Annotated in this window: 29 protein-coding genes, 1 tRNA gene and 1 pseudogene; 17 read left to right on the forward strand and 14 right to left on the reverse strand. The window is 68.7% G+C overall.

All coding sequences use genetic code 11. The features are described 5' to 3' along the window. Window positions 1–102 precede the first annotated feature (102 nt). The 3 genes from C438_RS12605 (at window position 103) to C438_RS12615 (ending at window position 2279) form a co-directional block, all read left to right on the forward strand. Window positions 103–1647, forward strand: coding sequence for an acyl-CoA carboxylase subunit beta (locus tag C438_RS12605; RefSeq protein ID WP_004969838.1), 1545 nt, complete (start codon window positions 103–105; stop codon window positions 1645–1647). Further along, entirely contained in the window at window positions 1644–1913 is a 270-nt protein-coding gene (locus C438_RS12610) for a hypothetical protein (protein WP_004969839.1), read from the forward strand. The genes C438_RS12605 and C438_RS12610 overlap by 4 nt, the downstream gene beginning before the upstream one ends. Window positions 1914–1976: 63 nt before the next feature. Next, window positions 1977–2279 carry a hypothetical protein gene (locus tag C438_RS12615; RefSeq protein WP_004969840.1) on the forward strand — a complete coding sequence of 101 codons (303 nt, stop codon included), beginning with the start codon at window positions 1977–1979 and terminating at the stop codon, window positions 2277–2279. Window position 2280: 1 nt separating this feature from the next. Here the strand turns inward: C438_RS12615 and C438_RS12620 are convergent, their stop codons facing one another. The 7 genes and pseudogenes from C438_RS12620 to C438_RS20185 form a co-directional block, all read right to left on the reverse strand. Then, window positions 2281–2937, reverse strand: coding sequence for a glycerophosphodiester phosphodiesterase (locus tag C438_RS12620; protein WP_004969841.1), 657 nt, complete (start codon window positions 2935–2937; stop codon window positions 2281–2283). Window positions 2938–3138: 201 nt separating this feature from the next. Beyond that, complete coding sequence (locus tag C438_RS12625; RefSeq protein WP_004042417.1) at window positions 3139–3327, reverse strand: 30S ribosomal protein S17e; 189 nt, start codon at window positions 3325–3327, stop codon at window positions 3139–3141. A gap of 24 nt (window positions 3328–3351) precedes the next feature. Then, on the reverse strand, window positions 3352–4026 hold the full coding sequence (locus tag C438_RS12630; RefSeq protein ID WP_004969842.1) for a DUF447 domain-containing protein: 675 nt from the start codon (window positions 4024–4026) through the stop codon (window positions 3352–3354). Continuing rightward, complete coding sequence (locus C438_RS12635; protein ID WP_004969843.1) at window positions 4023–4883, reverse strand: triphosphoribosyl-dephospho-CoA synthase; 861 nt, start codon at window positions 4881–4883, stop codon at window positions 4023–4025. Before C438_RS12635 ends, C438_RS12630 begins: the two co-directional genes overlap by 4 nt. After that, window positions 4883–5674, reverse strand: coding sequence for a tRNA-dihydrouridine synthase (locus C438_RS12640; protein ID WP_004969844.1), 792 nt, complete (start codon window positions 5672–5674; stop codon window positions 4883–4885). The genes C438_RS12635 and C438_RS12640 overlap by 1 nt, the downstream gene beginning before the upstream one ends. Beyond that, window positions 5674–6666 carry a 2-phospho-L-lactate transferase gene (gene cofD / locus C438_RS12645; protein WP_004969845.1) on the reverse strand — a complete coding sequence of 331 codons (993 nt, stop codon included), beginning with the start codon at window positions 6664–6666 and terminating at the stop codon, window positions 5674–5676. The genes C438_RS12640 and cofD overlap by 1 nt, the downstream gene beginning before the upstream one ends. A 114-nt stretch (window positions 6667–6780) precedes the next feature. Further along, window positions 6781–7034 (reverse strand): annotated as a pseudogene (locus C438_RS20185) (hypothetical protein). A gap of 125 nt (window positions 7035–7159) precedes the next feature. On the opposite strand from C438_RS20185, the gene C438_RS12655 reads away from it, so the two are divergent. The 4 genes from C438_RS12655 to C438_RS12670 all read left to right on the forward strand — a co-directional run bounded on the left by C438_RS12655 (window position 7160) and on the right by C438_RS12670 (window position 11398). Further along, window positions 7160–8332 carry an HD domain-containing protein gene (locus C438_RS12655; protein WP_004969846.1) on the forward strand — a complete coding sequence of 391 codons (1173 nt, stop codon included), beginning with the start codon at window positions 7160–7162 and terminating at the stop codon, window positions 8330–8332. A gap of 69 nt (window positions 8333–8401) precedes the next feature. After that, window positions 8402–9625, forward strand: a complete 1224-nt coding sequence (locus C438_RS12660; RefSeq protein WP_004969847.1) for an HD domain-containing protein — start codon at window positions 8402–8404, stop codon at window positions 9623–9625. A 52-nt stretch (window positions 9626–9677) separates the two neighbouring features. Further along, window positions 9678–10691 (forward strand): amidohydrolase family protein, encoded by a 1014-nt coding sequence (locus C438_RS12665; RefSeq protein ID WP_004969848.1) that lies wholly within the window; start codon window positions 9678–9680, stop codon window positions 10689–10691. Window positions 10692–10825: 134 nt separating this feature from the next. Continuing rightward, entirely contained in the window at window positions 10826–11398 is a 573-nt protein-coding gene (locus C438_RS12670) for a universal stress protein (protein WP_004969849.1), read from the forward strand. Between the two features lie 35 nt (window positions 11399–11433). Here C438_RS12670 and C438_RS12675 read toward each other — a convergent pair whose 3' ends face one another. Then, the gene (locus tag C438_RS12675; protein WP_004969850.1) at window positions 11434–12618 is read right to left on the reverse strand and encodes a bifunctional biotin--[acetyl-CoA-carboxylase] synthetase/biotin operon repressor; all 1185 of its coding nucleotides are present in this window, start codon (window positions 12616–12618) and stop codon (window positions 11434–11436) included. Between the two features lie 66 nt (window positions 12619–12684). Further along, a complete protein-coding gene (gene pccA / locus C438_RS12680) occupies window positions 12685–14484 on the reverse strand; it encodes a propionyl-CoA carboxylase biotin carboxylase/biotin-carboxyl carrier subunit (protein ID WP_004969851.1) in 1800 nt (599 codons plus the stop codon). 197 nt (window positions 14485–14681) lie between these two features. Here pccA and asd point away from each other — a divergent pair, with 197 nt between their 5' ends. The 4 genes from asd (at window position 14682) to C438_RS12700 (ending at window position 18074) form a co-directional block, all read left to right on the forward strand. Beyond that, window positions 14682–15716 (forward strand): aspartate-semialdehyde dehydrogenase, encoded by a 1035-nt coding sequence (asd, locus tag C438_RS12685; RefSeq protein WP_004969852.1) that lies wholly within the window; start codon window positions 14682–14684, stop codon window positions 15714–15716. Window positions 15717–15803: 87 nt separating this feature from the next. After that, on the forward strand, window positions 15804–16322 hold the full coding sequence (locus tag C438_RS12690; protein WP_004969853.1) for an HPP family protein: 519 nt from the start codon (window positions 15804–15806) through the stop codon (window positions 16320–16322). A 299-nt stretch (window positions 16323–16621) separates the two neighbouring features. Beyond that, entirely contained in the window at window positions 16622–16891 is a 270-nt protein-coding gene (locus C438_RS12695) for a DUF7571 family protein (protein ID WP_004969854.1), read from the forward strand. A gap of 451 nt (window positions 16892–17342) precedes the next feature. Then, complete coding sequence (locus C438_RS12700; RefSeq protein ID WP_004969856.1) at window positions 17343–18074, forward strand: hypothetical protein; 732 nt, start codon at window positions 17343–17345, stop codon at window positions 18072–18074. A 245-nt stretch (window positions 18075–18319) separates the two neighbouring features. Here the strand turns inward: C438_RS12700 and C438_RS12705 are convergent. After that, window positions 18320–18390: transfer RNA gene (locus tag C438_RS12705), tRNA-Pro, on the reverse strand. A 173-nt stretch (window positions 18391–18563) separates the two neighbouring features. Here C438_RS12705 and C438_RS12710 point away from each other — a divergent pair. Next, window positions 18564–18848: a hypothetical protein gene (locus C438_RS12710; RefSeq protein ID WP_004969857.1), complete on the forward strand. Its 285-nt coding sequence runs from the start codon at window positions 18564–18566 to the stop codon at window positions 18846–18848. A gap of 9 nt (window positions 18849–18857) precedes the next feature. Here C438_RS12710 and C438_RS12715 read toward each other — a convergent pair whose 3' ends face one another. The 4 genes from C438_RS12715 to C438_RS12730 all read right to left on the reverse strand — a co-directional run bounded on the left by C438_RS12715 (window position 18858) and on the right by C438_RS12730 (window position 22189). Beyond that, window positions 18858–19727 carry an RNA-guided pseudouridylation complex pseudouridine synthase subunit Cbf5 gene (locus tag C438_RS12715; RefSeq protein WP_004969858.1) on the reverse strand — a complete coding sequence of 290 codons (870 nt, stop codon included), beginning with the start codon at window positions 19725–19727 and terminating at the stop codon, window positions 18858–18860. A gap of 2 nt (window positions 19728–19729) precedes the next feature. Beyond that, window positions 19730–20308: a (d)CMP kinase gene (gene cmk, locus C438_RS12720; RefSeq protein WP_004969859.1), complete on the reverse strand. Its 579-nt coding sequence runs from the start codon at window positions 20306–20308 to the stop codon at window positions 19730–19732. Window positions 20309–20494: 186 nt separating this feature from the next. Next, the gene (locus C438_RS12725) at window positions 20495–21412 is read right to left on the reverse strand and encodes a DUF106 domain-containing protein (RefSeq protein WP_004969860.1); all 918 of its coding nucleotides are present in this window, start codon (window positions 21410–21412) and stop codon (window positions 20495–20497) included. A 150-nt stretch (window positions 21413–21562) separates the two neighbouring features. Continuing rightward, window positions 21563–22189: an adenylate kinase gene (locus tag C438_RS12730; RefSeq protein ID WP_004969862.1), complete on the reverse strand. Its 627-nt coding sequence runs from the start codon at window positions 22187–22189 to the stop codon at window positions 21563–21565. 208 nt (window positions 22190–22397) lie between these two features. On the opposite strand from C438_RS12730, the gene C438_RS19525 reads away from it, so the two are divergent. The 5 genes from C438_RS19525 to C438_RS12750 all read left to right on the forward strand — a co-directional run bounded on the left by C438_RS19525 (window position 22398) and on the right by C438_RS12750 (window position 26943). After that, window positions 22398–22544: a hypothetical protein gene (locus C438_RS19525; RefSeq protein WP_160166870.1), complete on the forward strand. Its 147-nt coding sequence runs from the start codon at window positions 22398–22400 to the stop codon at window positions 22542–22544. Then, window positions 22541–23578 carry a YeiH family protein gene (locus C438_RS12735; RefSeq protein WP_004969864.1) on the forward strand — a complete coding sequence of 346 codons (1038 nt, stop codon included), beginning with the start codon at window positions 22541–22543 and terminating at the stop codon, window positions 23576–23578. Before C438_RS19525 ends, C438_RS12735 begins: the two co-directional genes overlap by 4 nt. A 90-nt stretch (window positions 23579–23668) precedes the next feature. Then, entirely contained in the window at window positions 23669–24064 is a 396-nt protein-coding gene (locus C438_RS12740) for a hypothetical protein (protein WP_004969866.1), read from the forward strand. 192 nt (window positions 24065–24256) lie between these two features. After that, window positions 24257–24727 carry a universal stress protein gene (locus tag C438_RS12745; RefSeq protein ID WP_004969868.1) on the forward strand — a complete coding sequence of 157 codons (471 nt, stop codon included), beginning with the start codon at window positions 24257–24259 and terminating at the stop codon, window positions 24725–24727. Continuing rightward, window positions 24724–26943, forward strand: a complete 2220-nt coding sequence (locus C438_RS12750) for an amino acid permease (protein WP_004969869.1) — start codon at window positions 24724–24726, stop codon at window positions 26941–26943. The genes C438_RS12745 and C438_RS12750 overlap by 4 nt, the downstream gene beginning before the upstream one ends. Window positions 26944–26968 lie beyond the last annotated feature (25 nt).

Here is a 26968-nt window from a genome sequence, read left to right on the forward strand (position 1 = left end):
TTATTCGACAACTGTCGAAGTAAGGGTTGCCGGATTGCGGAACTCCTTTGACCGAGGACTGCGGACCGATGTTTCAATGAGCGAAGGTGGTCTGGCATGACGATGGAAGACCGGATCGACGAACTCCGCGAGAAGCGCGAGGAAGCCCTGAAGGGCGGCGGCGAGGACCGAATCGCCTCCCAGCACGACAAGGGCAAGATGACCGCCCGCGAGCGCATCGACTACTTCCTCGACGACGGCACCTTCCGCGAGTTCGACCAGTTCCGGACCCACCGCAACCACAAGTTCGGCATGGAGGAGACGAAGCTCCCCGGCGACGGCGTCATCACCGGCTACGGCGAGGTCGACGGCCGAACCGTCTTCGTCTTCGCCCACGACTTCACCGTCTTCGGCGGCTCGCTCGGCGAGGTGTTCGCCGAGAAGGTCTGTAAGGTGATGGACAAGGCGATGGAGGTCGGCGCGCCCGTCGTCGGCCTCAACGACTCCGCCGGCGCGCGGATTCAGGAGGGCGTCCAGTCGCTCGGCGGCTTCGGCGAAATCTTCCGCCGCAACACCGAGGCGTCGGGCGTCATCCCGCAGATTTCGGCCATCATGGGCCCCTGCGCGGGCGGCGCGGTGTACTCCCCCGCGCTGACGGACTTCACCTTCATGGTCCGCGACACGAGCCACATGTTCATCACCGGCCCGGACGTCATCAAGACGGTCACGGGCGAGGAGGTCACCTTCGACGAGCTCGGCGGCGCGACGACCCACACCTCGACCAGCGGGGTCGCCCACTTCGCCACCGACACCGAGGAACAGGCGCTCGACGACATCCGCCACCTGCTTTCGTATCTCCCGCAGAACAACGTCGAGGACCCGCCGCGCGTCGAGCCGTGGGACGACCCCGAGCGCGTCGACGACGGCCTCGCCGAGGTCGTGCCCGACCAGCCCCGCAAGCCCTACGACATCCACGACGTGCTCGACGGCGTCCTCGACGAGGGCTCCTTCTTCGGCGTCCAGGAGGACTTCGCGAAGAACATCGTCGTCGGCTTCGGCCGCCTCGACGGCCGCTCGGTCGGCATCGTCGCCAACCAGCCCCGCGTGAACGCCGGCACCCTCAACATCGAGGCCTCCGAGAAGGGCGCGCGCTTCATCCGCTTTTGCGACTCCTTCAACATCCCCATCCTCTCGTTCGTGGACGTGCCCGGCTTCCTGCCCGGCACCGACCAAGAACACAACGGCATCATCCGCCACGGCGCGAAGCTCCTCTATGCCTACTCCGAGGCGACGGTCCCCCTCATGACCGTCATCACGCGCAAGGCCTACGGCGGCGCGTACGACGTGATGGCCTCGAAGCACCTCGGCGCGGACGTGAACTACGCGTGGCCGACCGCCGAAATCGCCGTGATGGGCCCGCAGGGCGCGGTCAACATCCTCTACCGCGACGAACTCGACGCCGCGGACGACCCCGACGCCCGCCGCGACGAACTCATCGAGGAGTACCGCGAGGAGTTCGCCAACCCCTACACCGCCGCGGACCGCGGCTTCATCGACGACGTCATCGAACCCGGCGAGACCCGCGAGCGCCTCATCTCCGACCTCCGGATGCTGAACTCCAAGCGCAAGTCCCAACCCGACAAGAAACACGGCAACATCCCGCTATGAGCGGCGAACTGCTGTCGGGGCTGTCGATTCCGGACGACGCCGACGCCGAGGAGGCCGCGGCCATCGCCGCCGCCGTCGGCGCGCATCTCCACGACCAGTCGGTCGCCGCGGCCGCCGCGGCCGCAGACGACGGCGAGGAGACGTGGAACGAAAAGCGCTGGCGGTACGCCGGCCGCCTCGAATCGGTCACGGGCTGTGGCCGCCGCGTCCCCGCCGGCGCGCCGACCGACGGGTGGGCCGCCTCGGGCCGCGTCGACCGGTTCTGAGTCCGGGCGCTGGGATTTCACGGCAGAAAATTCACATTCTCTTCCGACGTTCGTTCGTCCGATATGGTCCAATCCGCGCTCGTCTGGCTGTTTCTCAACGCCGTTCTCGCCGGCTTCGCCGCCGTCGCGGTCGCGGCACACTACGCCGACGAGGGCGAACCCGACTTCGTCTCCGCGGCGCTCACCGCCGTCTTCGCGGGGACCTGCATCGAACTCGGAATGGCGAACGGCTACCTCCCCGACGGCGTCCTCCCGACTGTCGCCGTCGGCGTCTGCATCGCCGTCGCCCTCGTCTCGGTCGCGCTCGGCGTGAAACGCGACCAGACGGCGTTTCAGGCGTTCCGCGGCGAGCGTCGGGCTCGGTAGTTCACTCCGCGAGCGCCGGGTCGTCGACGACGACGCCGTCGACGCCGTACTCCCGGAGTCGCCGAACTATCTCGCGGTCGGGAACCGTCCACGCGTTGACCTCGAAGCCGCGGTCGTGGGCCTCCTCGACCCGCGCCGACGAGAGGAGGTCGTAGTGCGGGTGGACGGCCGCGCAGTCGAGGTCGGAAGCGACCGACAGCGACTCCGCCCAGTCGGACGCGAAGAGGAACGCGACCGGGAGCGCGCTCGTCTCGCGCACCTCGCGGAGCGCCTCGGCGTCGAACGACGAGACGAGTATCTCGTTTCCCGCGTCGCCGACCACGGCCGCGAGGTCGTCTGCGAGGCCGCGTTCCTTCAGTTCGACGTTGACCGCGACGCGGGCGGGGAGGGCGTCGAACACCGCGGCGAGCGTCGGAACCGACTCCTCGGAGTCGCCGATTGTGAGTTCTTGGAGGTCCGCGAGGCTCGTCTCGGCGACGCGGCCGGCCGCGTCGGTCAGGCGGTCGAGCGTCTCGTCGTGGAAGACGACGAGTTCGCCGGAGCCACAGCGTCGGACGTCGAGTTCGACCCAGTCGAGTCGCGTCGCGGCCGCGTCGAAGGCGGCGAGCGTGTTCTCGGGGGCGAGGGCGGGACAGCCGCGGTGACCGATGACGCGCATGTCGGTACGTCGCGGGAGGGCGGCCTAAACGCTTCCTCCGGACCGGTCGAAAGCGCTCGGGAGGGGTTCGTTCGGGTATAGTGTACTGGGGACCGACGCGTGCGGGGCCACGCGCCCGCGGTCCCCGGCGCGCGGACCGGCGCGGCCGCTCCGCGCGGGCTGGAGAAGATGTGTTCGCAGAGAGAATCGACTGACTCGAACTTACGCGCCCTGGCCGCCCTTCTTGCGCGTGATGTAGCCGGCGATGCGGTTGCGGACGCCCTTCGACTCGACCGTGGTCAGTTCCTCGACGCTGTCCTTGTTCGTCTCGAAGTCCGTGTTGAACGCCTGCGGGTATCGCTCCAGCAGGATGTTACCAAGCTGCTTGACGTACTTGGGCTTGATTGCCATGTCGGAAGATTCCCCGGACGAACACTAAAACGATTCGTTCCGTCTCGCGGCCGCCCGCTCGCGCCAGCCCGCCAACTCGTCGATTCGCGCGAACGCCTCGCGCTCTCTTTTCCCGCCGCATTTCTCGACCGTCTCGGCGAAGTAGTCGAGCCGGTCAAGCAGGTCGCCGGTGTCGAACACCGGCACGTCGAGGCGCGAGGCCGCCACCGTCGCGTCGACGACCGCGCCGAAGCCGCGGTTGATGGTGAACGGCCGGGTCCGCTCGACCGCGGCGTCGACGGGTCGGAGTTCCCACGTCTCCCACTCGGTCCCGCCGTCCTCGCCGGACTCAACCGGCGCCGCCTCGACTTCGGCCCACGCGTCGGCCGAGTCGAGGACCGGCAACTCCCGCTCGTAGATGGTCATCGCGGCCTCGACGAACGCCCGCGGGTCGGAGACGAACTGGACGACGCCGCCGCCCTGCCGGTGGAAGTTCCGACGGGTCCGGGTGTTGCCCCACGTCGTCGCGGTCGCCAGCGGTGGCGACCCGGAGGACACGCCGGCGGGAGCGTCGCGGGTCTCCGGCGCGTGGACGCCGAGCGCCGCGAAGTTCCACCGGTCGTTCGGCCCGAGCGTGGCGACGACCGTCTCGGTGACGCCGCGGAGTTCGACGGGCCAGTCAACCGCGCTGTCGGGGCCGGATTCGCGCTCGTCGCTCACAGCGGGACCCCCCGCTCCAGCGCGACGAACGTCGCCGCGCAGGCGATGTCGGCGGTCGTCCCGGGGTTGATTCCCTCGGCGACGAACGCCTCGGCCAGTTCCTCGGCCTCACTGAGGTCCGAAACGTCGGCCGCGCGGGCCATCACGTCGCGGGCGACGGCCTCGCCGTGATTCGTCGCCACGAGCGTATCGGGTTCCTCCGCGAGCAGGTCCAGAAACGCGCGAGCGACGCGGTCGGTGACGGGGCCGTCGTCGGCGAGGATGGTCTCGGCCGCGCGGAAGGTCCGGGCGAACCCGCCGGTCCACTCGCGGGCGTTGGCGTCGCGGTCGGCGCTCAGGTCCATCACGTCGGAGAGCGTGACTCCGCGGTCTCGGAGCGCGTCGGCCGCGTCGCCGCCGCGCCGAACGTCGAGGTCCGGGGCGTCCTCGGGCACGTCGCCGACGGCCACGTCGACGTGTTCGAACGCGCGGTAGAACCCGACCGCGTCGGCGACGGTGGTCGATTCGACCACGTCGGTCGCGCCCGCGGGAGTGAGGTCGCGGTCGTCGTCCGCGGCGGCCCGGACGAGCGGCACGAGAAGCAGGAGACAGCCGAACTGCGTGTTTCCGCCGCCCTGTCGGCTCATCCCGGCGACCGCCTCCTCGAACGCCTCGCCGACCGGCGCGCCTGACTCGGCCAGTTCGAGACCGGCCGCGGAGCCGACAGCGCCGGTCAGGAAGTGTTCGAAGTGCAGGTCCGAGAGGTCGCGGCGGCGGTCGACGTTCCCCGGCTTGGGCGTGCCCGCGACTTCGAGCAAGAGCGCGAGTTCGGCGTGGCGCGCGGGGCCGAACCCGCGGTCGGAGACGGGCGCGACCATCAGGCGGACACCCCGCTCTCGTCGCCCGACTCGGCGGCGTCTTCGCGCCCGGCGAACCAGTCGTCCACGGCGGTTCGGACCCGACGGAGGACCGTCTGATTGTCACTCGGCCGCCCGACGCTCACGGCGTCGGCCCCGTAGTCGAGGTACTCGGTCGCCGTCTCGCGGTCGCGGACGCCGTTGTTGGCGACGAGAAAGAGGTCGGGCGCGGCGGCGGCCACGTCGGCAATCACGGCCTCGGAGTCCATCGCGTCGACGTGGAGCCAGTCGGCCCCCGCGTCGGCGAGCGTGACCGCGAGGCTCGGGAGGGCAACGCCGTCGATTTCGGCGCGGACTTTCGCGCCGACCGGCGCGTCCGACTCGGCGGCCGCGGCGACGTACGCGGCCAGCCGGTCGGAATCGCGCAGGAGCGTCTCGCCACAGCCGACGGCGCAGAGTTCGTCCTGTCGGCAGTGGGCGTTTATCTCCACGCCAGCGCCGCGGTCGGCGCAGACGGCGGCGACCTCTCGAATCGGGTCGGCCGCGGTCGCTCTGACGTTGACGGCGACGAAGCGGTCTTCGCCGTCGAATCCGGCGAGGGCGTCGAGTTGGTCGGAAACGAAGGCGACCGGGTCGTCGGCGAGGAACTCCGAGCGCCCGCGGGCGACGAGGTCGCTGGCCGCCGCCTGCGAGGGCTCGTCGAGGGCGACGCCGCCGAGGAACGCCGCGCCGACGTGGGGGGCCGCGCCCTCGGCCCACGCGGCGTCCGACTCGCCGCTGAGGCTCGAAACGGCGACTCGCGGTTCGAACATCACGACACCTCGCTGAGCGCCTCGGAAACGGCGCGAGCGACGCGTTCGGCGTCGTCGGGACCGTCGATTCGCGTGTCGGTTCTGACGACCGGCCGGTCGAGGTCGGTGCCGTCGGCCGCGTCGAGGACGAACGCGTCGGCGAAGGGGTAGGCCTCGGCGACGCCCGCGGTCGAGGGGTCGTAGCCGACGCCTTCCATGAGGTCGGCGGCCGGCCCGGAGAACGCGGTGTCCTCCACGAACGGCGAGACGGCGACGACCGGCGTGTCCGCGAGGGCGTCCGCGAAGCCGTCGATGGCGAGCATCGGCCCGATGCTCGTGACGGGGTTCGAGGGGCCGACGACGACGGGGTCCGCGAGGGCGTCGGCGACTTCGTCGGTGACTGCGGCGTCGTCGGCCCCGCGGAACTCCACGTCGCGGACGGCGGGGTCGGCGCGGCGGTGGACCCAGTACTCCTGGAAGTGCATCGTCCCTTCGTCGGTGTGAATCAGCGTCGCCACGGGGTCGTCGCTCATCGGGAGGAGTGACACGTCGAGGTCGAAGGCGTCGGCGAGCGTCCGGGTGACCTCGGTGAGCGAGTTCCCCTCGTCGAGAAGCGAGGTGCGGGTGATGTGGACCGCGCGGTCGCGGTCGCCGATTTCCATGAACTCCGCGACGCCGGAGAAGCGCCGCCAGCGGGCGATGTCGCGGCCGGCGGTCTGGGCCGACTCGGGGAGGTAGCGCGGGCCGGATTCGAGGCCGGCCGCGTCGGCGAGGCGGTGGAGTTCGTCGTCGGTCGCGGTGGTGTCGTCGGCGATTCCCCACCAGCGGTCGGTGTCGAGGACGCCGCCGCCGGCGAAGAGGACGGTGTCCACGTCGGGACAGACGAGGTGGCCGCCGAGTTCCACGTCGTCGCCGGTGTTGGCGACGACGGTCGTCTCGTCGGGGTCGAACACCCCGGCGGCCCCGTCAAGGAGTTTGGGGGTGCCCGTACCCCCGGCGAGGAAGGTAACCATGGTGCGCCGTACGGCGAGTGCCCGTTTGAAAGTTCCTTCACCGGAGACGCCGGCCGGTCGCGGGCCGCGCGGGCCGCGCGGTCGAGACGGCCGTGTAGACCGACGAAGCTCCCGTCAGGGACCGCCGCGGTAGGCCACCGACACGTCGAACTCCGAGGGCATCACCTGTCCGGCGACCGCCTTCCTGACGAAGTAGCCTGAGAAGCCGGTTATCAGCGCCGCACCGAGGCCGGACATGACGCGCGTCCGGCGGCCACGCCGGTCAGGGCGCTCATGGCGGCCCAGTAGCCCGCGAAAATCACGGACAGGCACGCGAGACCGAGGAGGGCGTAGCCGAGTACGTTTCTGAGCGCCGACCGGGGATTCATGGGCGCGTATCGTCGCCCCCGCGTGAAACGGTTTGTGGGCGGTCGAACGGGAGTCGGCCCGCCTATCGCGCCCCCGCGACGAACCGAATGCTCGGCTATTTGACTCCTCTCGTGTAACACCCGCCATGACCGCCGTCAAGGACAGCGTCCACGACTACATCTCCCTCGACCCCGTGGCCGCCGAACTGGTCGACACGCCCGCGTTCCAGCGGCTTCGACACATCAAACAGCTCTCGACGGTCCGGCTCGTCTACCCCTCCGCGAGCCACACGCGATTCGAACACAGCCTCGGCGTCTACCACCTCGCCTCCCGCGCCCTCTCGCACCTCGGCGTCGACGGCGACCGCGCCGCCCACGTCCGCGCCGCCGCGCTCCTCCACGACATCGGCCACGGCCCCTACGGCCACCAGACCGAAGAGCTCATCCGCCGGCGCACCGGCCGCGACCACGACGAGATTCACCACCTGCTCGACGGGACCGAAGTCGGCGCGGTCCTGACCGACCACGGCCTCGACCCGGACCGCGTCGCCGACATGGTCGACGGTGCGGGGGGCCTCGGGCAGTTAGTCTCGGGTGAGTTGGACGTTGACCGGATGGATTACCTCGTTCGCGACGCCCACCACACCGGCGTCCCCTACGGAACCATCGACCACGGCCGCCTCGTCCGCGAACTCCGGTATCGGGACGGCGAACTCGTGTTGGCTGAGGGGAACGTCCAGACCGCCGAATCACTGCTTCTCGCGCGGGCGCTGATGAACGCGACCGTCTACCGCCACCACGTCTCCCGCATCGCGGGCGCGATGCTCGAACGCGCCTCCGAGCGCCTCGTCGACGACGGCGTGCCAATCGAGGAGTTCGTCCGGATGGCCGACCACGACCTGCTCGTCGCCCTCGGCGAGCGCGTGCCCGACCTCGGCCGTCGCATCGAGCGCCGCGACCTGTACAAGCGGGCCGTCTGGGCCCCCATCGACGCCGTGCCGACCGACGTGGTCGAACTCGACTACGAGGCGACGCGGGCGGCCGAGCGGGAGGTCGCCGACGCCGCCGACGTGTCGCCCGAGTCGGTCATCGTGGACGCGCCGTCGCGGCCGCGAATCAAGGAGTCCCGGTCGCGCGTCGTCGTCAACGGCGTCGTCCGACGGCTCGAAGACGCCTCGGAACTCGTGGGCGCGCTCCGGTCGACTGAGCGGACGCAGTGGCGACTCGGCGTCTACGCGCCCGAGGCGGTCCGCGACGAGGTGGCCGCGGCCGCCGTGGACGTGCTCGGGCTTCCCGTGCGCGTGACGACGCCGGTCTGAATCGCGTGGAGAGTCGGCGAGACACGGCCGTCCGACCCTTTTTCACCGATGGCGGTCGACTCACCCACCATGACGACCATCAAGGACAGCGTCCACGACCACATCGAGGTCGAGGGCGCGGCCGAAGCCCTCCTCGATACGCCGGAGATGCAGCGACTCCGGCACATCAAGCAGTTGGGAACCGTCCAGCTGGTCTACCCCTCCGCGAACCACACGCGGTTCGAACACAGCCTCGGCGTCTACCACCTCGCCTCCCGCGCTCTCTCCCACCTCGGCATCGAGGGTGACGCCGCCGCCCACGTCGAGGCCGCGGCGCTCCTCCACGACGTGGGCCACGGTCCCTACAGCCACAACATCGAGGACGTTACCCACCGCCACACCGGCAAGTACCACGACGACGTGGAGGGACTCGTCGCCCGCGGAACCGTCGGCGAGACGCTGGAGGCCGAGGGGTTAGACCCCGAGCGCGTGGCCGCCTTGGTCGAGGGCGACGGCGAGTTCGGCCAACTCGTCTCCGGGGAGTTGGACGTCGACCGGATGGACTACCTCGTCCGCGACGCCCACCACACCGGCGTCCCCTACGGAACCATCGACCACGAGCGCCTGATTCGGGAACTGACGTTCGTCGACGGCGAGTTGGTCCTCGCGGAGGGGAACGTCCAGACGGCCGAGTCCCTGCTTCTCGCCCGCGCGCTCATGAACCCGACCGTCTACCAGCACCACGTCGCGCGCATCTCGAAGGCGATGCTCCGGCGCGCGTCGGAGCGACTGCTCGACGAGCCCGACATCGACGCCGAGGAGCTCCGCCGGATGGACGACCCCGACCTGCTCGTCGCGCTCCGTCTCACCGACTCGACGAAGGGGTTCGCCGAGCGACTGGCCACCCGCGACCTCTACAAGCGGGCCGTCTGGGCGGAGTTGCCGAACGTCCCCGACTCGATTATCGACGCCGAACACGACGCGCTCGCGGCGTTCGAGCGGGACATCGCCGACGCCGCCGACGTGTCGCCCGAGTCGGTCATCCTCGACGTGCCCTCGCGCCCGTCGATGACCGAGTCGTCGTCGCGGGTGATGGTCAACGGCGAGATTCGGCAGTTGGAGCGGGAGTCGCCGCTCGTGCAGGCGCTCCGGACCGCACAGGAACAGCAGTGGCGACTCGGCGTCTACGCCCCGCGCGAGGAGACAGAGCGCGTCGGCCGCGCGGCCGCCGACGTGCTCGGCCTCGACGTCGATGGCGCGCTCGTCGCCGAGGTCAGAAGCGGCCTCAACGCGACGCTCGACGAGTTCGAGTAGCCGCCGTCCCGAGACGGGAGGTTCAAGCACCGCCGAGACGCAGTCGAGAGCGATGCAACTCGAGGGTACGATACTCCGCGGCCGCGACTTCGACCCGGTCGAGGGGCGCGTCGTCGTCGAAGACGGCACGATAACCGCAATCGAGGAGACGGCGACCGATTCGACGGACATCGTCCTGCCTGCGTTCGTCAACGCCCACACCCACCTCGGCGACTCCATCGCCAAGGAGGCCGGCGAGGGGCTGTCGCTCGACGACCTCGTCGCGCCGCCAGACGGGCTGAAACACCGGCTCCTCCGCGCGGCCAGCACCGAGGAGAAAGCCGCCGCGATGCATCGGTCGCTCCGGATGATGGAAGCCGGCGGGACGGCGGCCTGTCTGGAGTTCCGCGAGGGCGGCGTCGAGGGCGTCGACGTCATCCGGCGGGCGCTCGACGGCCGCGACATCGAGGCGGTCGTCCTCGGGCGCGAGACGGCGGACGCGATGGAAATCGCCGACGGGTTCGGTGCGTCGGGCGCGCGGGACGGCGAGTTCGGCGCGCTCCGGAACGCGACCGCGGCCGCCGGAAAGCTGTTCGGCATCCACGCGGGCGAGCGCGACGCCCACGACATCAACGCCGCGTTGGACCTCGAACCGGACTTCCTCGTCCACATGGTCCACCCCGAGGCGCTCCACCTCGAACGCGTCGAGGACAGCGAGATTCCCGTCGTCATCTGCCCGCGGTCGAACCTCGTCACCGACGCGGGCGTCGCGCCGATTCGCGAACTGGTCGACCGCACCACCGTCGCGCTCGGCACGGACAACGTGATGCTCAACAGCCCCTCGATGTTCCGCGAGATGGAGTTCACTTCCAAGCTGGCGGACGTGTCGGCCGCCGAAGTCCTCCGCATGGCGACCGTCAACGGGGCCGACATCGCCGGGCTGAACTACGGCCTCGTCGAGGAGGGCCGCGACGCCAAGCTTCTGGTCCTCGACGGCGACACGGACAACCTCGCGGGCGTCGAGGACGTGGTCCGCGCCGTCGTCCGCCGGGCCGGACAGGCGGACGTGAAAGACGTGTACCTCTGAGTTCGGGCGACTCCCCGCTTCCTGAATCCGCCCCCGACGAGTCGGAGAACGCTCACGAACGCCGACCTATTCTCGCAGTACTCCTCCCGTAGCAAAGGGTTATTACCGACCCCGAGAATATGTTATCAAGTGTCATGGTGTTGTACGACCGAATCATCGTTCCCATCGACGGCTCCGCCGGTTCCGAGCGCGTCGCGGTCCACGCGGCGGCGTTAGCGGCCGTCCACGATGCGGAACTCCACGGGGTGTACGTGGTGAACGCCGGGAGCTTCGCGGGCCTCCCGATGGAATCGTCGTGGGAGGGGCTCGACGACATGTTGCGCGCCGACGCCGAGTCGGCGCTGGATAAAGTCGAGCGCGCGGCCGAGGCGCAGGGGGTCCCCGCCGAGACGCACGTCCTCGAAGGGACCCCGAGCCGCGAAATCGTCGAGTTCGCCGAGCGCGGCGAGTGCGACCTCATCGTGATGGGGACCCACGGCCGCGGCGGTATCGACCGCCTCCTCCTCGGGTCGGTCGCGGAAAAGGTCGTTCGGGCGTCGAAAGTTCCCGTCCTGACCGTCCGCATCGAGGGCGGCGGCGACGACGCCGACGAGCACGCCGTCGAGGTGCCGGGCGAGGCCGCGCCGGAGACGCCCGTCGAGTCGCCCGCGGAGGCGGACGCGGACGCGGCCGCCGACTCGACGGCGACCGCCGACGGCGGCGAGTAGCGGAACGAAACAGCAGAACAGGTTCGGTCGCGGGCTCAGCGCCCGCCGTCGGCCGGGCGCAGGTGCTCGCAGTCGCCGGCGTGGACTCGTTTTTCGCCCTCGTCGGTCCGGACGACGAGCGTGCCGGGGTGTTCGATATCGACTGCTTCCCCCTCGATGACGCCGCTCGCGGTGTGGACGCGGACCCGCCTGCCGAGCGTGTCCGCCCGCTCGCGCCACGCCGGAAGGACGGCGTCGAGGTCGCCGCGCAGTTCGTCGAAGCGTTCGAGCACCCGCTGGACGAACACGCGGCGCTCGACGGGGCCGGCCTCGGCGGCGACGCTCGTCGCGCCTGCGGGGAGGTTCGCGGGGTCGAGATTGACGTTGACACCGGCTCCGATGACGAGCCACGAGACGCGGTCGGCCTCGCCTTCCATCTCGGTGAGGATGCCGCAGAGCTTTCGGTAGCCGCGGCCGTCGGGCGTGGCGGCTACATCTGACTCTGCCGAGTCAGATGAGTTATCGCTCATTTCGTTCACGATAACGTCGTTCGAACCGCCACTCGCTTCGCTCGTGGCAACACCACCTGCCTGAGCCGGTGAGCCTCCACTCACTTCGTTCGCGGAAACACCGTCTGCATTCGCAGACGAACTGCCACTCGCTCCGCTCGTGGCAACTACATCTGACTCTGCCGAGTCAGATGAGTTATCGTTCGCTTCGCTCACGATAACGTCGTTCGGCCACTTGATTTTCGCGTCCACCCCGGCCTCGCGCGCCGCGTCGCAGACGGCGACGGCCATCGCCAGCGTGTACAGCGGGGCGTACGCCGGCGGTTCGTCCGGTCGGACGAGCAGGCTCAGCCAGACGCCGCCGTCCGGCGCGGACCACTCCCGACGTTTCCGGCCCCGGCTGGCGGTCTGCTCGCGGGCGACGACGACCACGTCGCTCGCGCCCTCGGCGGCGAGGTCGCGGGCGCGGTCGTTCGAGGAGTCGAGCGTCTCGTGGAACTCCACGTCGTAGTCGGCGTCGAGACCGTACTCGATTGCCGGGCCGCCGTACTCCGGCACGTCGGTGACGACGTAGCCGTCGTCGGCGCTCTCGACGCCGAACCCCTCGTCGCGGAGTGATTCGACGTGCTTCCAGACCGCGGCGCGGGAGACGCCCAGTCGGTCGGCGAGCTCGGGCCCGGAGACGGGACCCGCGGCGAGTGCGTCGAGGAGGGCGCGTCGCGTGTCGCTCATGGAGGTCGGTACCGGCGCACGGGAAAAGAGGTTCGCGGTTCCGGCGTTGGGTCCGAGGCCTCGGGCCTATTCGAGGACGAGCAACACGTCGTCCATGTCGACGCTGTCGCCCTCGGCGACGAGGACCTGCGAGACGGTTCCGCCGCGCTCGGCGACCACGTCGTTTTCCATCTTCATGGCTTCGAGGATGCAGACGGTGTCACCGGGTTCGACTTCGTCGCCTTCCTCGACTTCGACCGAGAGGATGGTCCCCTGCATCTCGGCGGTGATGGACTCGCCGTCGCCCTCGATAATCTGCTGGGAGTCGTCGCCGCCGTCGTCGCGACGCTTGCGCGGACCGGAGGAGTTGGAACCGCCCGCGGAGGCGTTGCCGACCGGGATGGCGGGCGCGCCGCGCTCTTCGAGGCTGACCTCGAAGCGCTTGCCGTTGACCTCGACGGTGAAGGTCCGCTCCGTGACCTCGTCGTCGTCGTCATCGTCGGCGACGGCCTCGGGCGACCAGCGCTCGACGGCGGCCTGGATGCGGTCGGGGTCGAGCACCTCGTCGAGGTACTTCGTCGTGTGGCTCCCCTCGCGGAACGCCTCGTCGGTGAGCATGAGGCGGTGGAACGGGATGACCGTGCGAAGCCCCTCGATGTCGAACTCGGCGAGCGCGCGCTCGGCGCGGGCGAGGACCTCCTCGCGGTCCGAGGCGGTGACGATGAGCTTGGCAATCATCGAGTCGTAGTCGCCGCCGATTTCGTCGCCCTGGCGCACGGCGTCGTCCATGCGGACGCCGATGCCGCCCGGCGGGTCGTACGTCGCGAGCGTGCCCGTCGCGGGCGCGAACTCCTTTTCGGGGGCCTCCGCGTTGATGCGGAACTCCATCGAGTGGCCCTCGATGTCCACGTCCTCTTGCGAGAAGTCGAGTTCCTCGCCGGCGGCGACGCGCAGTTGCCACTTCACCACGTCGAGACCCGTCACTTCCTCGGTGACGGTGTGTTCGACCTGGATGCGCGTGTTGACCTCCATGAAGTAGAACTCGCCGTCCTCGACGAGGAACTCCACGGTGCCGGCGTTGGTGTAGTCGGCGGCGCGGACGCCGCGGCGGGCGGCCTCGCCGATGCGCTCGCGGAGGTCGTCGGACAGCGCCGGCGACGGGGCCTCCTCGATGACCTTCTGGTGGCGGCGCTGGAGCGAGCAGTCGCGCTCGCCGAGGTGGCGGACGTTGCCGTGTTCGTCGGCGAGAATCTGCACCTCGATGTGGCGCGGCGCTTCGAGGTACTTCTCGACGTAGACGGAGGCGTTGTCGAAGTACGCCTCGCCCTCGCGTTTGGCCGTCTCGAACTGCTCGTCGACCTCGTCCTCGGAGTGGACGACCTTCAAGCCGCGGCCGCCGCCGCCGCCTTCGGCCTTGATGGCGACCGGGTAGCCGAACTCGTCGGCGACGGCCTTCACGTCGTCGGCGGAGTCGGCGGGCTCGGTCGTGCCGGGGACGACCGGCACGTCGGCGTCCTGCATGAGCGCGCGGGCCTTCGTCTTCTCGCCGAGGCGCTCCATGGCGTCGGCCGACGGGCCGACCCACTTGAACTCGGACGCCTCGACCTTCCGGGCGAACGCGGCGTTCTCCGCGAGGAAGCCGTAGCCGGGGTGGATGGCGTCGGCGTCGGCCTTCCGCGCGGCCTCGATGACCGACTCGTGGTCGAGGTAGGAATCGGCCGCGCGGGCGGGACCGATGTTGTACGCCTCGTCGGCGTACCGCACGTGCCCGCCGTGTTTGTCCGCCTCGCTGTAGACGGCGACGGTTCGGACTCCTAACTCCTCGCAGGCGCGCATGACGCGCACCGCGATCTCGCCTCGGTTGGCGACGAGAACCTTGCTGAACATTTGCGGTAGTCTTTCAGGGAACCGCACGTTATTCTATCGATTTTCCCAACGCACGTCGGTGGCCGATTCGACAGACGACGATTTACGTGTTCGACCGTGAAAGAACGGCCGAGCTTACACTTCTCTGGCACTATCCGCCGCGAATACTGGTTCAAATCCAAACGGCCTTATGCGTGTGCCACACTACGACACGGGTAATGGCAGTACGAGTCGGCATCCTCGGTGCAACCGGCGCAGTCGGACAGCGATTCATCCAACTCCTCGACGACCACCCGACGTTCGAACTCGCGGCGCTGACCGCGAGCGAGTCGAGCGCGGGCAAGCGATACGACGAGGCCGCGAAGTGGCGCGTCAACACGCCCATCCCGGACGACGTGGCCGCGATGGAAGTCGGTAGCACCGACCCCGCGGACGTGTCCGACGACATCGACCTCCTGTTTTCGTCGCTCCCGTCGTCGGTCGCCGCCGAGGTCGAACCCGAGTTCCTCGAAGCGGGCTACGTCGTCTCCTCGAACTCCTCGAACGACCGCATGGCCCCCGACGTGCCGCTCACGATTCCGGAGATAAACCCGGAGCATCTCGACCTCATCGAGGTCCAGCGCGACGAGCGCGGCTGGGACGGCGCGCTCGTGAAGAACCCGAACTGCTCGACCATCACGATGGTCCCGACGCTCGCGGCGCTCGACCAGTTCGGCCTCGAACGCGTCGACGTCACGACCCTGCAGGCCGTCTCCGGCGCGGGCTACGACGGCGTCACCTCGATGGAGATTATCGACAACGCCATCCCGCACATCGGCGGCGAAGACGAGAAGATGGAGACGGAGTCCCGCAAGCTTCTGGGCTCGTTCGACGGCGCGGAGGTCGCGCTCCACGGCGCGGAGGTCAACGCCTCGTGTAACCGCATCCCGACGCTGGACGGCCACCTCGAAAGCGTCTTCGCCGACCTCGCCGACGACGCCTCCCCCGAGGACGTCGCCGCCGCGATGCGCGAGTACCCCGGCGTCGACCTCCCGAGCGCACCCGAACAGCTCATCCACGTCTTCGAAGACGAGTTCCGCCCACAGCCCCGTCTCGACCGCGACCGCGGCGACGGGATGCAGATTTCGGCCGGCGGCATCCAGTCGACCGACCACGGCGTGAAGTACAACTGCCTCGCGCACAACACGATTCGCGGCGCGGCCGGCGCCTCCGTCCTCAACGGCGAACTGCTCGCCCAAGAGGGCTGGATTTAGGCTTTCCTCGCCCGCCGACCTCGCGGTCTCCTCTCGCTTCGCTCGAATCAGACAGCGTTTTCACTCGACGTCGACAGAGCGTGTCGCATGTCTCGACGCGGCCTCGAAACGGGGCTCTCCGCCGGCCTGCTCGTCGCCGCACTCGGCGGTATCGCGTGGGCCACCGGCGAGCCGTTCGTCTTCCCGAGCCTCGGCCCCACGGCGTTCGTCCTCGCGTTCCGGCGGCGGGGCGCGCGCGCCCGTTCGACTCGCATCGTCGGCGGGCACGCCGTCGGTGCCGTCGTCGGCTTCGCGGCCTACGCGCTCGTCGCGCCCGGTCTGACGCTCGGCTCGTCGCTTCCGGCCGCGTCGCCGGACACGCTCCGACTCGTCACGAGCGGGGCGGTCTCGGTCGCCGCGACGAGCTGGGGGATGGTCGAACTCGACGCGGTCCACCCGCCGGCGTGCGCGACGACGCTCATCGTCTCGCTCGGCCTGCTCTCGACGCCCCAGTCGGTCGCGACCATCGTCGCGAGCGTGGTCGTTCTCGTGGGGGCACATCAGATGGCGGACGCGGTGCTCGCCGAGATGTACGGAGACCCCACCGACGCGGGCGCAGGGAGCTGAGCGTCGGTCCTCGGAGCCGTTACTCGAACCAGTAGACGCGGGAGAATGGGTGGTGTGGAGGGCGACTGATTCCGTTCGCCACCACGATGTGCCTCTGACAGCAGCAAGTAGTAACTCGTCACCGAGTTACTTATGTATTCTGTGAATCACGTTCGCATCGGTCGCGCTAGCCCTTCTCGCGCGTATACGTGACAGTTTCCGTCTCCGCCGAGGGTCTCCTCCGACTGAGATTCCGCGACAAGAGACTCCTCCGACGACAAGTATATGTGGCATGGTCTCAATTGACACGCTGTATCGCTATGAAGCCGTGCCACAGCTGTCAGGCGGTTATCGACGAGTACATCCTGGACAAAAAGCTCGAAGTGCTGCGCGACCTCACGGTTGACGACTTCAACCTGTGTGCGGACTGCACGACAGTCGTCGCCGATGCGTGCGTGGAATGCGGCGGTGGCGTCTATGTCCCGCGGGGCGAATCGACGGTCCCCGACTACTGTCCGGCGTGCCGCGCGGACCTCATCCGGCGGACGGGCACCGACCCCGGCTGGACCTGCGATGCCGTCTCGACCTGAATAGCGGTTCTCGGCCGGTTTTTTGGGCTGTTGCCCGCGAGTGACGACGATTCACGCCGCGTCGACTCTGGAGTTACCACGACACTTCTGTCCGGCGGCGAGAGGACTGTCGGATTGCTGAAAAGAGTATGGTCGAGTTCGTCGAAGAGTGGCAACGCGGGGCGTTTCTCCTTTCGGGTCCGCGCTCGTCGGCGGCGTCTCGGCGGTGTTCGTCGGGTCGGTGCTGGCGTTTCTGGCGTTCTCGTATCTGTTCTACGGGGAGTGAACGTCGTGGCTCATCGGTGTACGGTGGCCACTTCTTAGAGTCCCAATCCCTCGCCGCCTGCGAGGCGGCCGGCGACTAGCTGGTCGGTCAGTCCGGACGGTGGGAGTGTTCGATGCACGCGGTTATCGTTCTCAGCTCTAATAAATTCACAGATAGTACTATACCGAACAGGGCCTGAATCGCCCTATGAACGCCGACATACCCGCGATCATATACCAACAGTTGACAGCCCTGCCCCGACTGAATGGTCGGAACGCGATGTTAAACGGCGTCCGTGTGGAGTCGAAGACCATCTGGACTGACGAGGTGCTTCCGGACGCTGTTACGAAGTTCGTCGTCAATGACGAACCTGCGTATGAGTACCAGTACGTCAGTGGCCTCTCGGACGTCTGTTTCACTGGGTCCGAAGTCACGCTTATCGGTGGCGGTGAGGGCGTCTCGACGGTGAGAGCGGCGGAGATGGTCGGGTCGAACGGCTTTGTGACCACGTACGAAGGCGGGGAAAACCAGGTCCGAGCGGGGCGCAGAGCGCTCCACCTGAACGACGTGGAGAACGCGCAGATTCGACATGCAGTCGTCGGTGACGACATCTCCTTACGGTCGGACAAAGGGAAAGCGGACGTCGTTCCGGTCTCCAGCGTTGCGGAGTCGGACGTCCTCGGTATCGACGCGGACGGGGCGGAGTTCTCTATCCTTCGTTCCCTTGCTCGCGTCGACCAACCACCGGAAAGACTCGTTGTCGAACATCACGCGGTGCGCAATGATGGCGAGGTCGTCGTTGAGTTCGATCGGGATGAGGTCGTTTCCCTACTCGAAACCGCTGGCTACGAAGTGACCGAAGAGTACTGCGACGCTCGGGGCGCAAACTACGGAAAAGACGCGGAGATCATCCTCGTTTGTGAGCACGAGACGGTTTGAACTGACACCTCCCAGTCGGCCCTGGAGATGTACAGAGAGGGCTTGTACTGCTGGTGATTTTACTCCACGTAAGTGAGAAGTGGGACCGCTGAGAGTCGAACGTCGGAAGACGGTCCCGCTCGCTTCGCTCGCGGGCTTCGACTTCCGGGCTCGACGCTCAGCTCCGTGCATACGGTACCCGACGCGATGTGCCTCGCCGGAGCCCTGACGGACTCACGGCTCGTCGCGTTGCGTCGGTAAAAGTATGGGACCGCTGAGAGTCGAACTCAGGTCCTACCGACCCCATCGGCAGAGGATACCACTACCCCACGGTCCCGGGGTGCATTCAAAGCGATGCGTGTCTCGCGGTTAAGCCCTTCGTTTCGTCGCGGCGACGCGACGGGATGACGTGCCACGGTATCGCACCGTCGTCCCGCGGTTCGAACGCTCTCGACCCCTCGGCGTTGCGCCGCGAATACGCTTTTGTCGCCTCGGAAGTAATGACAACCCATGTTCACGTCCCTCCAGAGCGTCCCGCTCGGACTGCTCCCGTTCGTCGTGATGCTCCTCGTCCTCCTCGCAGTGGGCGTCGCGGCCGTCAGGTGGTGGTCGATTCGCCGCGGTGGCGAGTCCGAACCGGCCGCGGACCGCCCCGAGGAGTCGCGCGGCTACCCGTTGGCGTCGTGGCGCTACGTCTACGACCTCGACAAATCGGACGCGAAGCGGGAGGTCGCCTCGGTCAACGAGCAGGCGGAGACGCTCGCGGACGCGGACAGAAAGCGCCGGAGAAAGTAGCGTCGCGCTTCAGACCAACACGGCTTCCAGCGAGACGACCGTCCCCGAGTCGGCGTCGGCGTCGCCGACGAGTTCGCCCAGACAGACCGCGGAGCCGTCGTCGGTGAAACAGGCGACGAGGTCGCCGCGGGCGGCGTCGGCGTCGACGTCGAAGACGCCGGGGGCGTAGACGGGCGCGCCGTTGGCGACCTCGCGGGCGGCACTGTTGGCAATCGTGACCGACGGGAGGTGCGACAGCGCCCGTTCGGCGGACGAGACCACGTCGCGGAGCCACGACTCGTCGCCCTCCGCGGCGAACGCGAGGGCGTCCGCGAGGTCGTGGAGCGTCACGAGGTCCGCGTCGTCGAAGGGGTCGGTCGCGGTCCGGCGGAGGTGACCCATGTGACCGCCGGTGCCGAGCGCGAGTCCGAGGTCGTGACACAGCTTTCGGATGTACGTCCCCGACTCACAGCGGATGCGCAGGAGCGCCTGTCTGTCTTTCACTTCGAGGAGGTCGAGGTCGTAGATTTCGCGGACGCGGAGGCGACGCGAGACGGCGGACTTCCGCGGGGGCTTCTGGTAGAGCTTCGATTCGAACTCGGCGACGGTCGAGTCGATGTCGGCCGGCGCGGGGCCGTGGAGTTCGAGCACGGAGACGTACTCCTTTGCGCCTTCGAGGAACACCTGCGCCATGCGGGTCGCGTCGCCGAGGAGCGTGGGGAGACAGCCGGTTACCTTCGGGTCGAGCGTCCCCGAGTGGGCCGCACGGTCGACGTCGGCCATGTCGCGGACCCAGCCGGTGACCTGGTGGGCCGACGGCCCCGGCGGCTTGTCGAGGTTGACGACGCCGAACGAGAGCAGGTCGTCGACGCTCCGGTGTTCGGGCGGGTCTCGGAGCATGGTCAGAAGTCGTAGCGGACGCCTTCGACCGGGTATTTGCCCTCGTCGGCCTCGGGGTCGTAGGAGTCGACCGCGGCGATGCAGACGGCCGTCACCTCGTCGGGGCCCCAGCGGGCGGTGTTGAGCGCGATATCGTAGATAGAGAGGTCCGTGATGTCGATGTCGTAGTACGCGTCGTACCGCTTGGCCTCGCTCGCCTCGCGGGTCGTGGTCTCCTCGCGGGCGATGTCGGGCGCTTTGTCCTCGCGGTCGGCGATGCGCTCGGCGCGGACGTCCACCGGGGCGTCGAGCCAGAAGCGGAGGTCGGCGGCGTCGCCCGCGAGCCAGCCGGCGAGTCGGGATTCGAGGAGCACGTCGTCGCGGTCGAGCGCGATATCGCGGAGGCGGCGGTCGAGGTCGCGGTCGATTTGGTCGTCCTCCTCGGCGAGTTTGTTGAACTCGACGGCGGTCATGTCGCGCTCGGCGGCGAGCTCGCGGAAGATGTCCCCGCCGCTTATGTGTTCGAGGTCGAACGCCTCGGCGAGCGCGGCGGCGGTCGTACTCTTTCCGCTGCCCGGTGGTCCGGAGACGGTCAGTAACATATCCATGCTGTGTGCGGTCGGCTAAAAGGTGTTATCGTTGCCGACGGCCCCTGCGGAGGCTTCGCACGGGGTCAGGGCGGACAGCTCGCGGCGGCGCAACGAGGTGGCGTCCCGCGGCTGGCGCGCGGCTGGTGAGTGTCGGAAACGGAGAGAGAAATCGGGTTGTTTCGAGTCGCCCGAACCGGCTTACGACGCCGACGGCGACATGTCGATGTTCAGGCTCTTGCGGATGATCTGGGTGAAGCCCATCGAGCAGAGGAAGTACCAGACGATCCACGCCTGCATGGGACCGAGAACGCCCTGCGTCCACTCGGCGGTGCCGACGAGCGGGAGCACGATGTTCCCGGTGATGATGTGCGGCTGGGCGTTCCCGCCGACGCCGATGGCCCAGTACATCCAGAGGAACACCGGGATGGTGAGGAACATAATCCAGACCATCGGGCGGAACTGCTCTTTGAACATGCCCATCTGGTCGCCCATCGCCTCCATCTGCTCTTCTTGAATCTTTTCGAGCTCCGCGTCGTCGCCGCGCTCCTTGGCGTCCTTCTGCCGCTGTTGGATGTCCTTCATCCGCTCTTGATACATGCCCATCTTCTCCATGTCCATGAGGTTCGCCTGCAGGAGCGTGGAGTAGAGGCCGGTCGCGAGCGCGAGGACCATCACGACGGCGTAGAACGGAAGCATCTCGGCGAGCGGGCCGAGCGCCACGTCCATCACGCCGCCGATGACGTTGCGGACCTCGGAGACGGAGTAGCCGAGGAACAGGCCGACCGTGACGACGGCCGCGCCCTTGTCGTACTTCGACCACGACGAGTCGCCGCTGTCGATGTCGGTCGACGAGGACGACGAGCCGCCGGAGCCGGACGTGTCGTCTTCGAGGCCGGCGCGGGTCTCACCCACGTCGGCGAGCCGGAACCCCTCGTCGCCGTCGACGAGGATACCCTTCTCGATGAGGCGACCCCACTGGCCGCTCGTGAGCTCGTCGCGAACGTCGGCCCACTCGACTTCTCCGTCGTCCGCCCGGTCGAGGACGGTCTCGACGGCGGCGCGCATGTCGGCGTCGGAGCCGACGAGGTCGCGCACCCGAGATTCGATTCGTGCCATTACCGGCTCTTTAGCAACCGGCTGTTATCAAGGTTTTACTCTGCGGACGACAGCGAGCGCGCCGGCGGCGACGCTGGCGCTCCCGTTCCGTCGGTGAAAAACGTCGAGCCGAACTGCGTCGGTGAGGCGGTTCGCGCGTCGGACCCGCGCTTACGCGTCGTCGACGACGGACTGGATGTCCTCGAAGACCTCGTCGGGGGTCTGTTCGCCGTCGACTTCGACGAGGACGCCCTCGTCGCGGTAGTGCTCGATGACCGGCTCGGTGTTCTCCTCGAACACCGACAGGCGCTCGCGGACGGTCTCTTCGGTGTCGTCGTCGCGCTGGACGAGTTCGCCGCCGCAGTCGTCGCAGACGCCCTCCTCTTCGGGCTGGTTGAACTTCACGTGGAAGTTCGTGCCGCAGTCGTCGCAGACGCGGCGGCCGGTGAGCCGTTCGACGAGTTCGGACTCGGCGACCTGCAGGTAGATGACCGCGTCGAGGTCGGTGATTTCGGTGAGGTACTCCGCCTGCGAGAGGTTCCGCGGGTAGCCGTCGAGGACGTAGCCGTCGGCGTCCGCCAGCGCGGCCTCGACGATTTCGTTGACGACCGCGTCGGGGACGAGTTCGCCCTTCTCCATGAACGAACGGGGCGTTCCGTACTCGGTCTCCATGTCCTTGTTCGCGCGCAGTGCGTCGCCGGTGGTGACGTGTTCGACGCCGTAGGTCTCGGCGAGTCGCTTCGACTGTGTGCCCTTACCTGCGCCCGGCGCTCCGAGCAGGAGGATGCGCTTTCCCATATCTGAACCCATCCAGCGAGAGCATATAGTGTTGAAGATACGTACTGAGTTCTGCGACGGCGACGGTCAGAGGAACGAGAAAATGTTGCTCCTTGTTTGTCGGCCCACAGCTCGTTCGGCCGTCCCACCGCGGTATTCGAGGGTTTTGTTGCCGGTTTCACAGACGGAAGCGACACGTTCAACGGGGCGGCCCGCGTGGCACTGACAGATGCGCGATTCGTCCCTCATGCGCGACGCGCTCGGCGCGACCGCCGTCGAGCGCGCGTACGGATTGTGGTGTACGCTCGAACGCGGCTGGCGCGCGACCGCCCTCGGACTCGTCGTCGTGACCGTCCTCGCGGCGCTCGGGCCGTGAGCGCCGGGGCAGACACGGACGCCACGGACGCCACGGACGCCGGCGTCGGTCGACTCGCGCGACTCGCCCCCGGCGTCGGCCTCCTCGTCGCTCTCGCGGCGGCGGCCACCCTCGTCGCCGGGGTCGTCCCCGGCGTCAACGCGCTCCTGCTCGGCGTCTTCTTCGGGGCCGCCGTCGCCAACACGGTCGGCGTCCCCGACTGGGCGCGGCCCGGCGTCGACACGCAGAAACTCCTCCTCGAAACGGGTATCGTCCTGCTCGGCGCTCGCATCGCCGTCGACGAACTCGTCGCCTCCGGCCCCGTGCTCGTCGCGCTCGTCGTCGTCACCGTCGCCGCGGGCGTTCTCCTCGTCGAGGCCGTCGCCGGGCGCGTGTTCGGCCTCGCCGACAAGACCGGGTCGCTCCTCGCGGCGGGTGCGAGCGTCTGCGGCGTCTCCGCGGCCACCGCCATCGCCGGCACCATCGACGCCGACGGCGAGTCGCTCGCCCACGTCGTCGCCGCGGTCCTCCTGTTCGACGCCCTCACGCTCGCGGTGTTCCCCATCGCCGGCGACCTGCTCCCGCTGTCCGGCCGCCAGTTCGGCATCTGGGCCGGTCTGAGCATGTTCAGCACCGGCCCCGTCACCGCGGCCGGCTTCGCCCACTCCGACGTGGCGGGTCGCTGGGCGACCGTCACCAAGCTCGCGCGCAACTCCATGCTCGGCTTCGTCGCCGTCGCCTACGCGGTCCGCTACGCCGGTCGGGCCGAGGAGGCCGCGACCGGCCTGCGCGCCGTCTTCGACGGCGTCCCCCGGTTCCTCGTCGGCTTCGTCGCCGTCGCCGCCGTCGCCAACCTCGGCCTGCTCTCGGACCCGACGCTCGCGACCGTCGGCACCGCCAGCGACGCCCTGTTCGCGCTCGCGTTCGTCGGCCTCGGCCTCGACGTCCGACTCGATGCGATGCGGGAGACGGGCGCGGCCCCGCTCGCCGTCCTCGGCGTGCAACTGCTGACCGTCAGCGCGCTCGCGCTCGCCGCGGTCCTCGTGCTGTTCTGACGTGTGGGCGCGCTCCGGCGGTCGTCCAGCGGCCGCCCCCCGCCGCATCGACGCGGGTCGCTTTTGTACCGCGCGGCTGTATCCGTCCACATGACTCGATTCGAGGCCGACACCCCCCGCGAGCGCCGGAAGCTCTTCGCCGACGCCGTGTCGGCGCACCGCGACCGCGGCAGTGCCTTTCTCACCATCGAGGCCGAGCGCCTCGACGACATCGACGGCGAGGGCCCCGGCCCGTGGATTCAGTTCGCCGACCAGACGTTCAACATGGACGTGACCGAAGGCGAACTCGACCGCCTCAAGACGCTCCTCTCGGAGTTCCCCGAGTTCCGCATCGACCGGTTGGAGAGCCCCGAGGAGGCCGAGGGGACGAACGTCCGCATCACCGCTCGCTCGGACGCCAATCGCCTCGCCGGCTTCGCGGACCGCGTGTTTCAGGCGGTCTACGGCCGCGACGACGCGTACCGGGCGTGGGTCACCGCCGTCTGAGGGCTCCGTCTCGCAGGGACCGAATCGCTCGACACCGTACCCCGGTTTGCGAACTTCTAAACCGATTGGCGCACAACCCCGGCACATGAATTCCCGACGGTCACGTTGTGAATCGGGCATCGGCACCCCGGCACAATCCCGTTCCGCCGGGTGGAATCGCCTCCGACACTCCCAACTTCGCGGGTTCGACAGATGACAGACCACGTCGAGCCGCTGTTCTCGCGTCCCCTGCTCCCGCTCGCGAACGCGGACGACGCCGAACTCACCTGCGCCGCCGCGTTCCCGCGCATCGCCGCGGCCGGCGGTCGGGCCTCCGTCGTCCACGTCATCGAGAAGGCGGGCGGCGCGCCGGACAAAGCGGGCGTCGAACAGCGCGAGGAGGTCGCGGACGAACTGTTCGAGGTCGCCCGCCGCGCCGCGGACGACGCCGGTATCGACCTCCACACCGACCTCCGGTTTGCGACCGATGTCGGCGACGCCATCCTCGACGCCGCCGAAGACGCCGACGCGACGGCAATCGTCTTCACCCCGCGCGGCGGTCGCTCGTGGTGGGACCTGTTTTCGGGCGCGGTCCGCGACCAACTGGTCCGGCACAGCGACCGGCCCGTGGTCGTTTTGCCGGCCGGAGCGGACGACGACGGCGACGCCGGGGGTGAAACATGACCGACGAGGAACTCGCCAAGGACCTCGGCCCGCTCGCGGCGTTGACAATCGGTATCGGGACGATGATAGGCGCGGGAATCTTCGTGCTCCCCGGCGCGGCGGTCCAGGAGGCCGGGCCGCTCTCGGCCGCCGCGTTCGTCCTCGGCGGCGTTATCGCGCTCTTGACCGCCGCGTCGGCCAGCGAACTCGGCACCGCGATGCCGAAATCCGGCGGCGCGTACTACTACATCAACCACGCGCTCGGGCCGCTGTTCGGGAGCGTCGCCGGCTGGGGAAACTGGATGGGACTCGCGTTCGCCTCCGCGTTCTACATGACCGGCTTCGGTCAGTACGTGGTGACGTTCCTCCCCGTTCCGAGCCTCGTCCTCGGCGGTATCACGGTTTCCGCCGTGAAGCTCGTCGCCCTCGCGGGCGGCCTCCTCTTCGTATTTGTCAACTACGTCGGCGCGAAGGAGACGGGGAAGCTACAGAACGCCATCGTGCTCATTCTGCTGGCCATTCTCGCCGTGTTCACGGTCTTCGGCCTCCTGAACGCGGACCTCGCCAAACTCCGCCCGTTCGTCCCGCCGGACAAGGGCATGTCGCCGCTCCTGCCCGTGACCGGCCTCATCTTCGTCTCGTACCTCGGGTTCGTGCAGATAACCTCCGTCGCCGAGGAGATTAAGAACCCCGGCAAGAACCTCCCGCGGGCCGTCCTCGGTAGCGTCGTCATCGTGACGCTGGTGTACGCGCTCGTCCTCCTGACCGTGCTGGCCGCGGTGGACAACAGCGTCGTCGCCGGCAACGAGACCGCCGTCGTCGACGTCGCCCGGCTCCTCATCGGCCCGGTCGGCGCGGGCGCGATGCTGTTCGGCGGCCTCCTCGCTACGGCCTCGTCCGCGAACGCCTCGATTCTCGCCTCCTCGCGCATCAACTTCGCCATGGGGCGCGACCGAATCGTCTCCGAGGAACTCAACGAGATTCACCCCAGATTCGGCACGCCGTACCGCTCTATCGCCATCACCGGCGGGTTCATTCTCCTGTTTATCCTGCTGGCCGACGTCAGCACCCTCGCGAACGCCGGGAGCGTCCTCCACCTCATCATCTACGGACTGCTCAACGTCTCGCTCGTCGTGATGCGCGTGTCCGACCCCGAGGACTACCAGCCGGACTTCCGAGTCCCGCTGTACCCCATCACCCCCGTCCTCGGGGCGATTACGTCGTTCGCGCTCATCGCCTTCTTCGCCGACACCATCGTCCTCCTCGCGGTCGGCTTCGTCGCGTTCGCCATGCTGTGGTACGCCGCCTACGCCCGCACGAAGGCGACCAAGCAGGGCATCCTCGGGAAGTACCTGCTCCAGCAGTCGGAGCAACTGCCCGACGCCGCGGTCTCGGCCGCCACGTCGGTCCAACCCGACGGGGGCTACCGCGTCATGGTCCCGCTTTCGAACCCCGAAAGCGAGCGCGACCTCGTGTCGCTCGCCGGGTCGGTCGCCAAGGCCAACGACGGGACGCTCGTCGGCGTCCACATCGTCAAAGTGCCGGACCAGACCGCCCTCGAATCGGCCCGCGAGGAGTACGACTTCGACGAGGCCGACCGCCTGCTCGAACAGGCCCGCGCCGACGCCGGCGAACTCGGCGTGGACATCGAGACCCACACCGTCCTCTCCCACCGGTCGTTCGAGGAGGTGTTCGACGCGGCGGAGACCTACAACGCCGACCTCGTCGTCATGGGCTGGGGCCCCGACAGCCACGGGTCGCCCGGCCGCGCCGAGAGCGCGTTCGAGGAGATAACCCACGCGCTCCCCTACGACGTGTTGGTGCTGAAGGACCGCGGCTTCGACCCCTCGCACGTGCTCGTCCCGACCGCCGGCGGCCCGGACTCCGACCTCTCGGCGTCCATCGCCTCGGTCCTCCGGGAGTTCTGCGACGCCGAGGTCGAACTCCTCCACGTCGCCGACGACGCGGCCGAAGGAGAGCGCTTCCTCCGGGAGTGGGCCGACGAGCGCGGCCTCGGCGACGCCACGCTCACCGTCGAGACCGGCGACGTCGAGACGGCCATCGAGTCCCACGCGACCGACGCGTCGCTCCTCGTCGTCGGTGCGACGGAGCGCGGCCTGCTCTCGCGGCTCGTCAGCGGCACCGTCGTCATGGACGTCGTCGACGACGTGGAGTGTTCGGTGCTCATGGCCGAACAGAGCCGCACGCGGAGCATCAGAAAGCGCCTGTTCGGGTAGTCCGGTCCGCGTCGAGTCGCCTCGC

The sequence above is a fragment of the Haloferax denitrificans ATCC 35960 genome, from assembly GCF_000337795.1.
GTDB lineage: Archaea > Halobacteriota > Halobacteria > Halobacteriales > Haloferacaceae > Haloferax > Haloferax denitrificans.

Bases quoted from the DNA above. Each gene is read 5' to 3' on its own strand.
- C438_RS12640 (WP_004969844.1), bottom strand. From the start codon at position 5,674: ATGTTCGAACCGCGAGTCGCCGTTTCGAGCCTCAGCGGCGAGTCGGAC.
- pccA (WP_004969851.1), bottom strand. From the start codon at position 14,484: ATGTTCAGCAAGGTTCTCGTCGCCAACCGAGGCGAGATCGCGGTGCGC.
- C438_RS12670 (WP_004969849.1), top strand. From the start codon at position 10,826: ATGGTGTTGTACGACCGAATCATCGTTCCCATCGACGGCTCCGCCGGT.
- cmk (WP_004969859.1), bottom strand. From the start codon at position 20,308: ATGTTACTGACCGTCTCCGGACCACCGGGCAGCGGAAAGAGTACGACC.
- C438_RS12695 (WP_004969854.1), top strand. From the start codon at position 16,622: ATGAAGCCGTGCCACAGCTGTCAGGCGGTTATCGACGAGTACATCCTG.
- C438_RS12625 (WP_004042417.1), bottom strand. From the start codon at position 3,327: ATGGCAATCAAGCCCAAGTACGTCAAGCAGCTTGGTAACATCCTGCTG.
- C438_RS12710 (WP_004969857.1), top strand. From the start codon at position 18,564: ATGTTCACGTCCCTCCAGAGCGTCCCGCTCGGACTGCTCCCGTTCGTC.
- asd (WP_004969852.1), top strand. From the start codon at position 14,682: ATGGCAGTACGAGTCGGCATCCTCGGTGCAACCGGCGCAGTCGGACAG.
- C438_RS12745 (WP_004969868.1), top strand. From the start codon at position 24,257: ATGACAGACCACGTCGAGCCGCTGTTCTCGCGTCCCCTGCTCCCGCTC.
- C438_RS12615 (WP_004969840.1), top strand. From the start codon at position 1,977: ATGGTCCAATCCGCGCTCGTCTGGCTGTTTCTCAACGCCGTTCTCGCC.
- C438_RS12605 (WP_004969838.1), top strand. From the start codon at position 103: ATGGAAGACCGGATCGACGAACTCCGCGAGAAGCGCGAGGAAGCCCTG.
- C438_RS12675 (WP_004969850.1), bottom strand. From the start codon at position 12,618: ATGAGCGACACGCGACGCGCCCTCCTCGACGCACTCGCCGCGGGTCCC.
- C438_RS12660 (WP_004969847.1), top strand. From the start codon at position 8,402: ATGACGACCATCAAGGACAGCGTCCACGACCACATCGAGGTCGAGGGC.
- C438_RS12665 (WP_004969848.1), top strand. From the start codon at position 9,678: ATGCAACTCGAGGGTACGATACTCCGCGGCCGCGACTTCGACCCGGTC.
- C438_RS12690 (WP_004969853.1), top strand. From the start codon at position 15,804: ATGTCTCGACGCGGCCTCGAAACGGGGCTCTCCGCCGGCCTGCTCGTC.
- C438_RS12725 (WP_004969860.1), bottom strand. From the start codon at position 21,412: ATGGCACGAATCGAATCTCGGGTGCGCGACCTCGTCGGCTCCGACGCC.
- C438_RS12715 (WP_004969858.1), bottom strand. From the start codon at position 19,727: ATGCTCCGAGACCCGCCCGAACACCGGAGCGTCGACGACCTGCTCTCG.
- C438_RS12655 (WP_004969846.1), top strand. From the start codon at position 7,160: ATGACCGCCGTCAAGGACAGCGTCCACGACTACATCTCCCTCGACCCC.
- C438_RS19525 (WP_160166870.1), top strand. From the start codon at position 22,398: ATGCGCGATTCGTCCCTCATGCGCGACGCGCTCGGCGCGACCGCCGTC.
- cofD (WP_004969845.1), bottom strand. From the start codon at position 6,666: ATGGTTACCTTCCTCGCCGGGGGTACGGGCACCCCCAAACTCCTTGAC.
- C438_RS12610 (WP_004969839.1), top strand. From the start codon at position 1,644: ATGAGCGGCGAACTGCTGTCGGGGCTGTCGATTCCGGACGACGCCGAC.
- C438_RS12750 (WP_004969869.1), top strand. From the start codon at position 24,724: ATGACCGACGAGGAACTCGCCAAGGACCTCGGCCCGCTCGCGGCGTTG.
- C438_RS12620 (WP_004969841.1), bottom strand. From the start codon at position 2,937: ATGCGCGTCATCGGTCACCGCGGCTGTCCCGCCCTCGCCCCCGAGAAC.
- C438_RS12635 (WP_004969843.1), bottom strand. From the start codon at position 4,883: ATGGTCGCGCCCGTCTCCGACCGCGGGTTCGGCCCCGCGCGCCACGCC.
- C438_RS12700 (WP_004969856.1), top strand. From the start codon at position 17,343: ATGAACGCCGACATACCCGCGATCATATACCAACAGTTGACAGCCCTG.
- C438_RS12740 (WP_004969866.1), top strand. From the start codon at position 23,669: ATGACTCGATTCGAGGCCGACACCCCCCGCGAGCGCCGGAAGCTCTTC.
- C438_RS12730 (WP_004969862.1), bottom strand. From the start codon at position 22,189: ATGGGAAAGCGCATCCTCCTGCTCGGAGCGCCGGGCGCAGGTAAGGGC.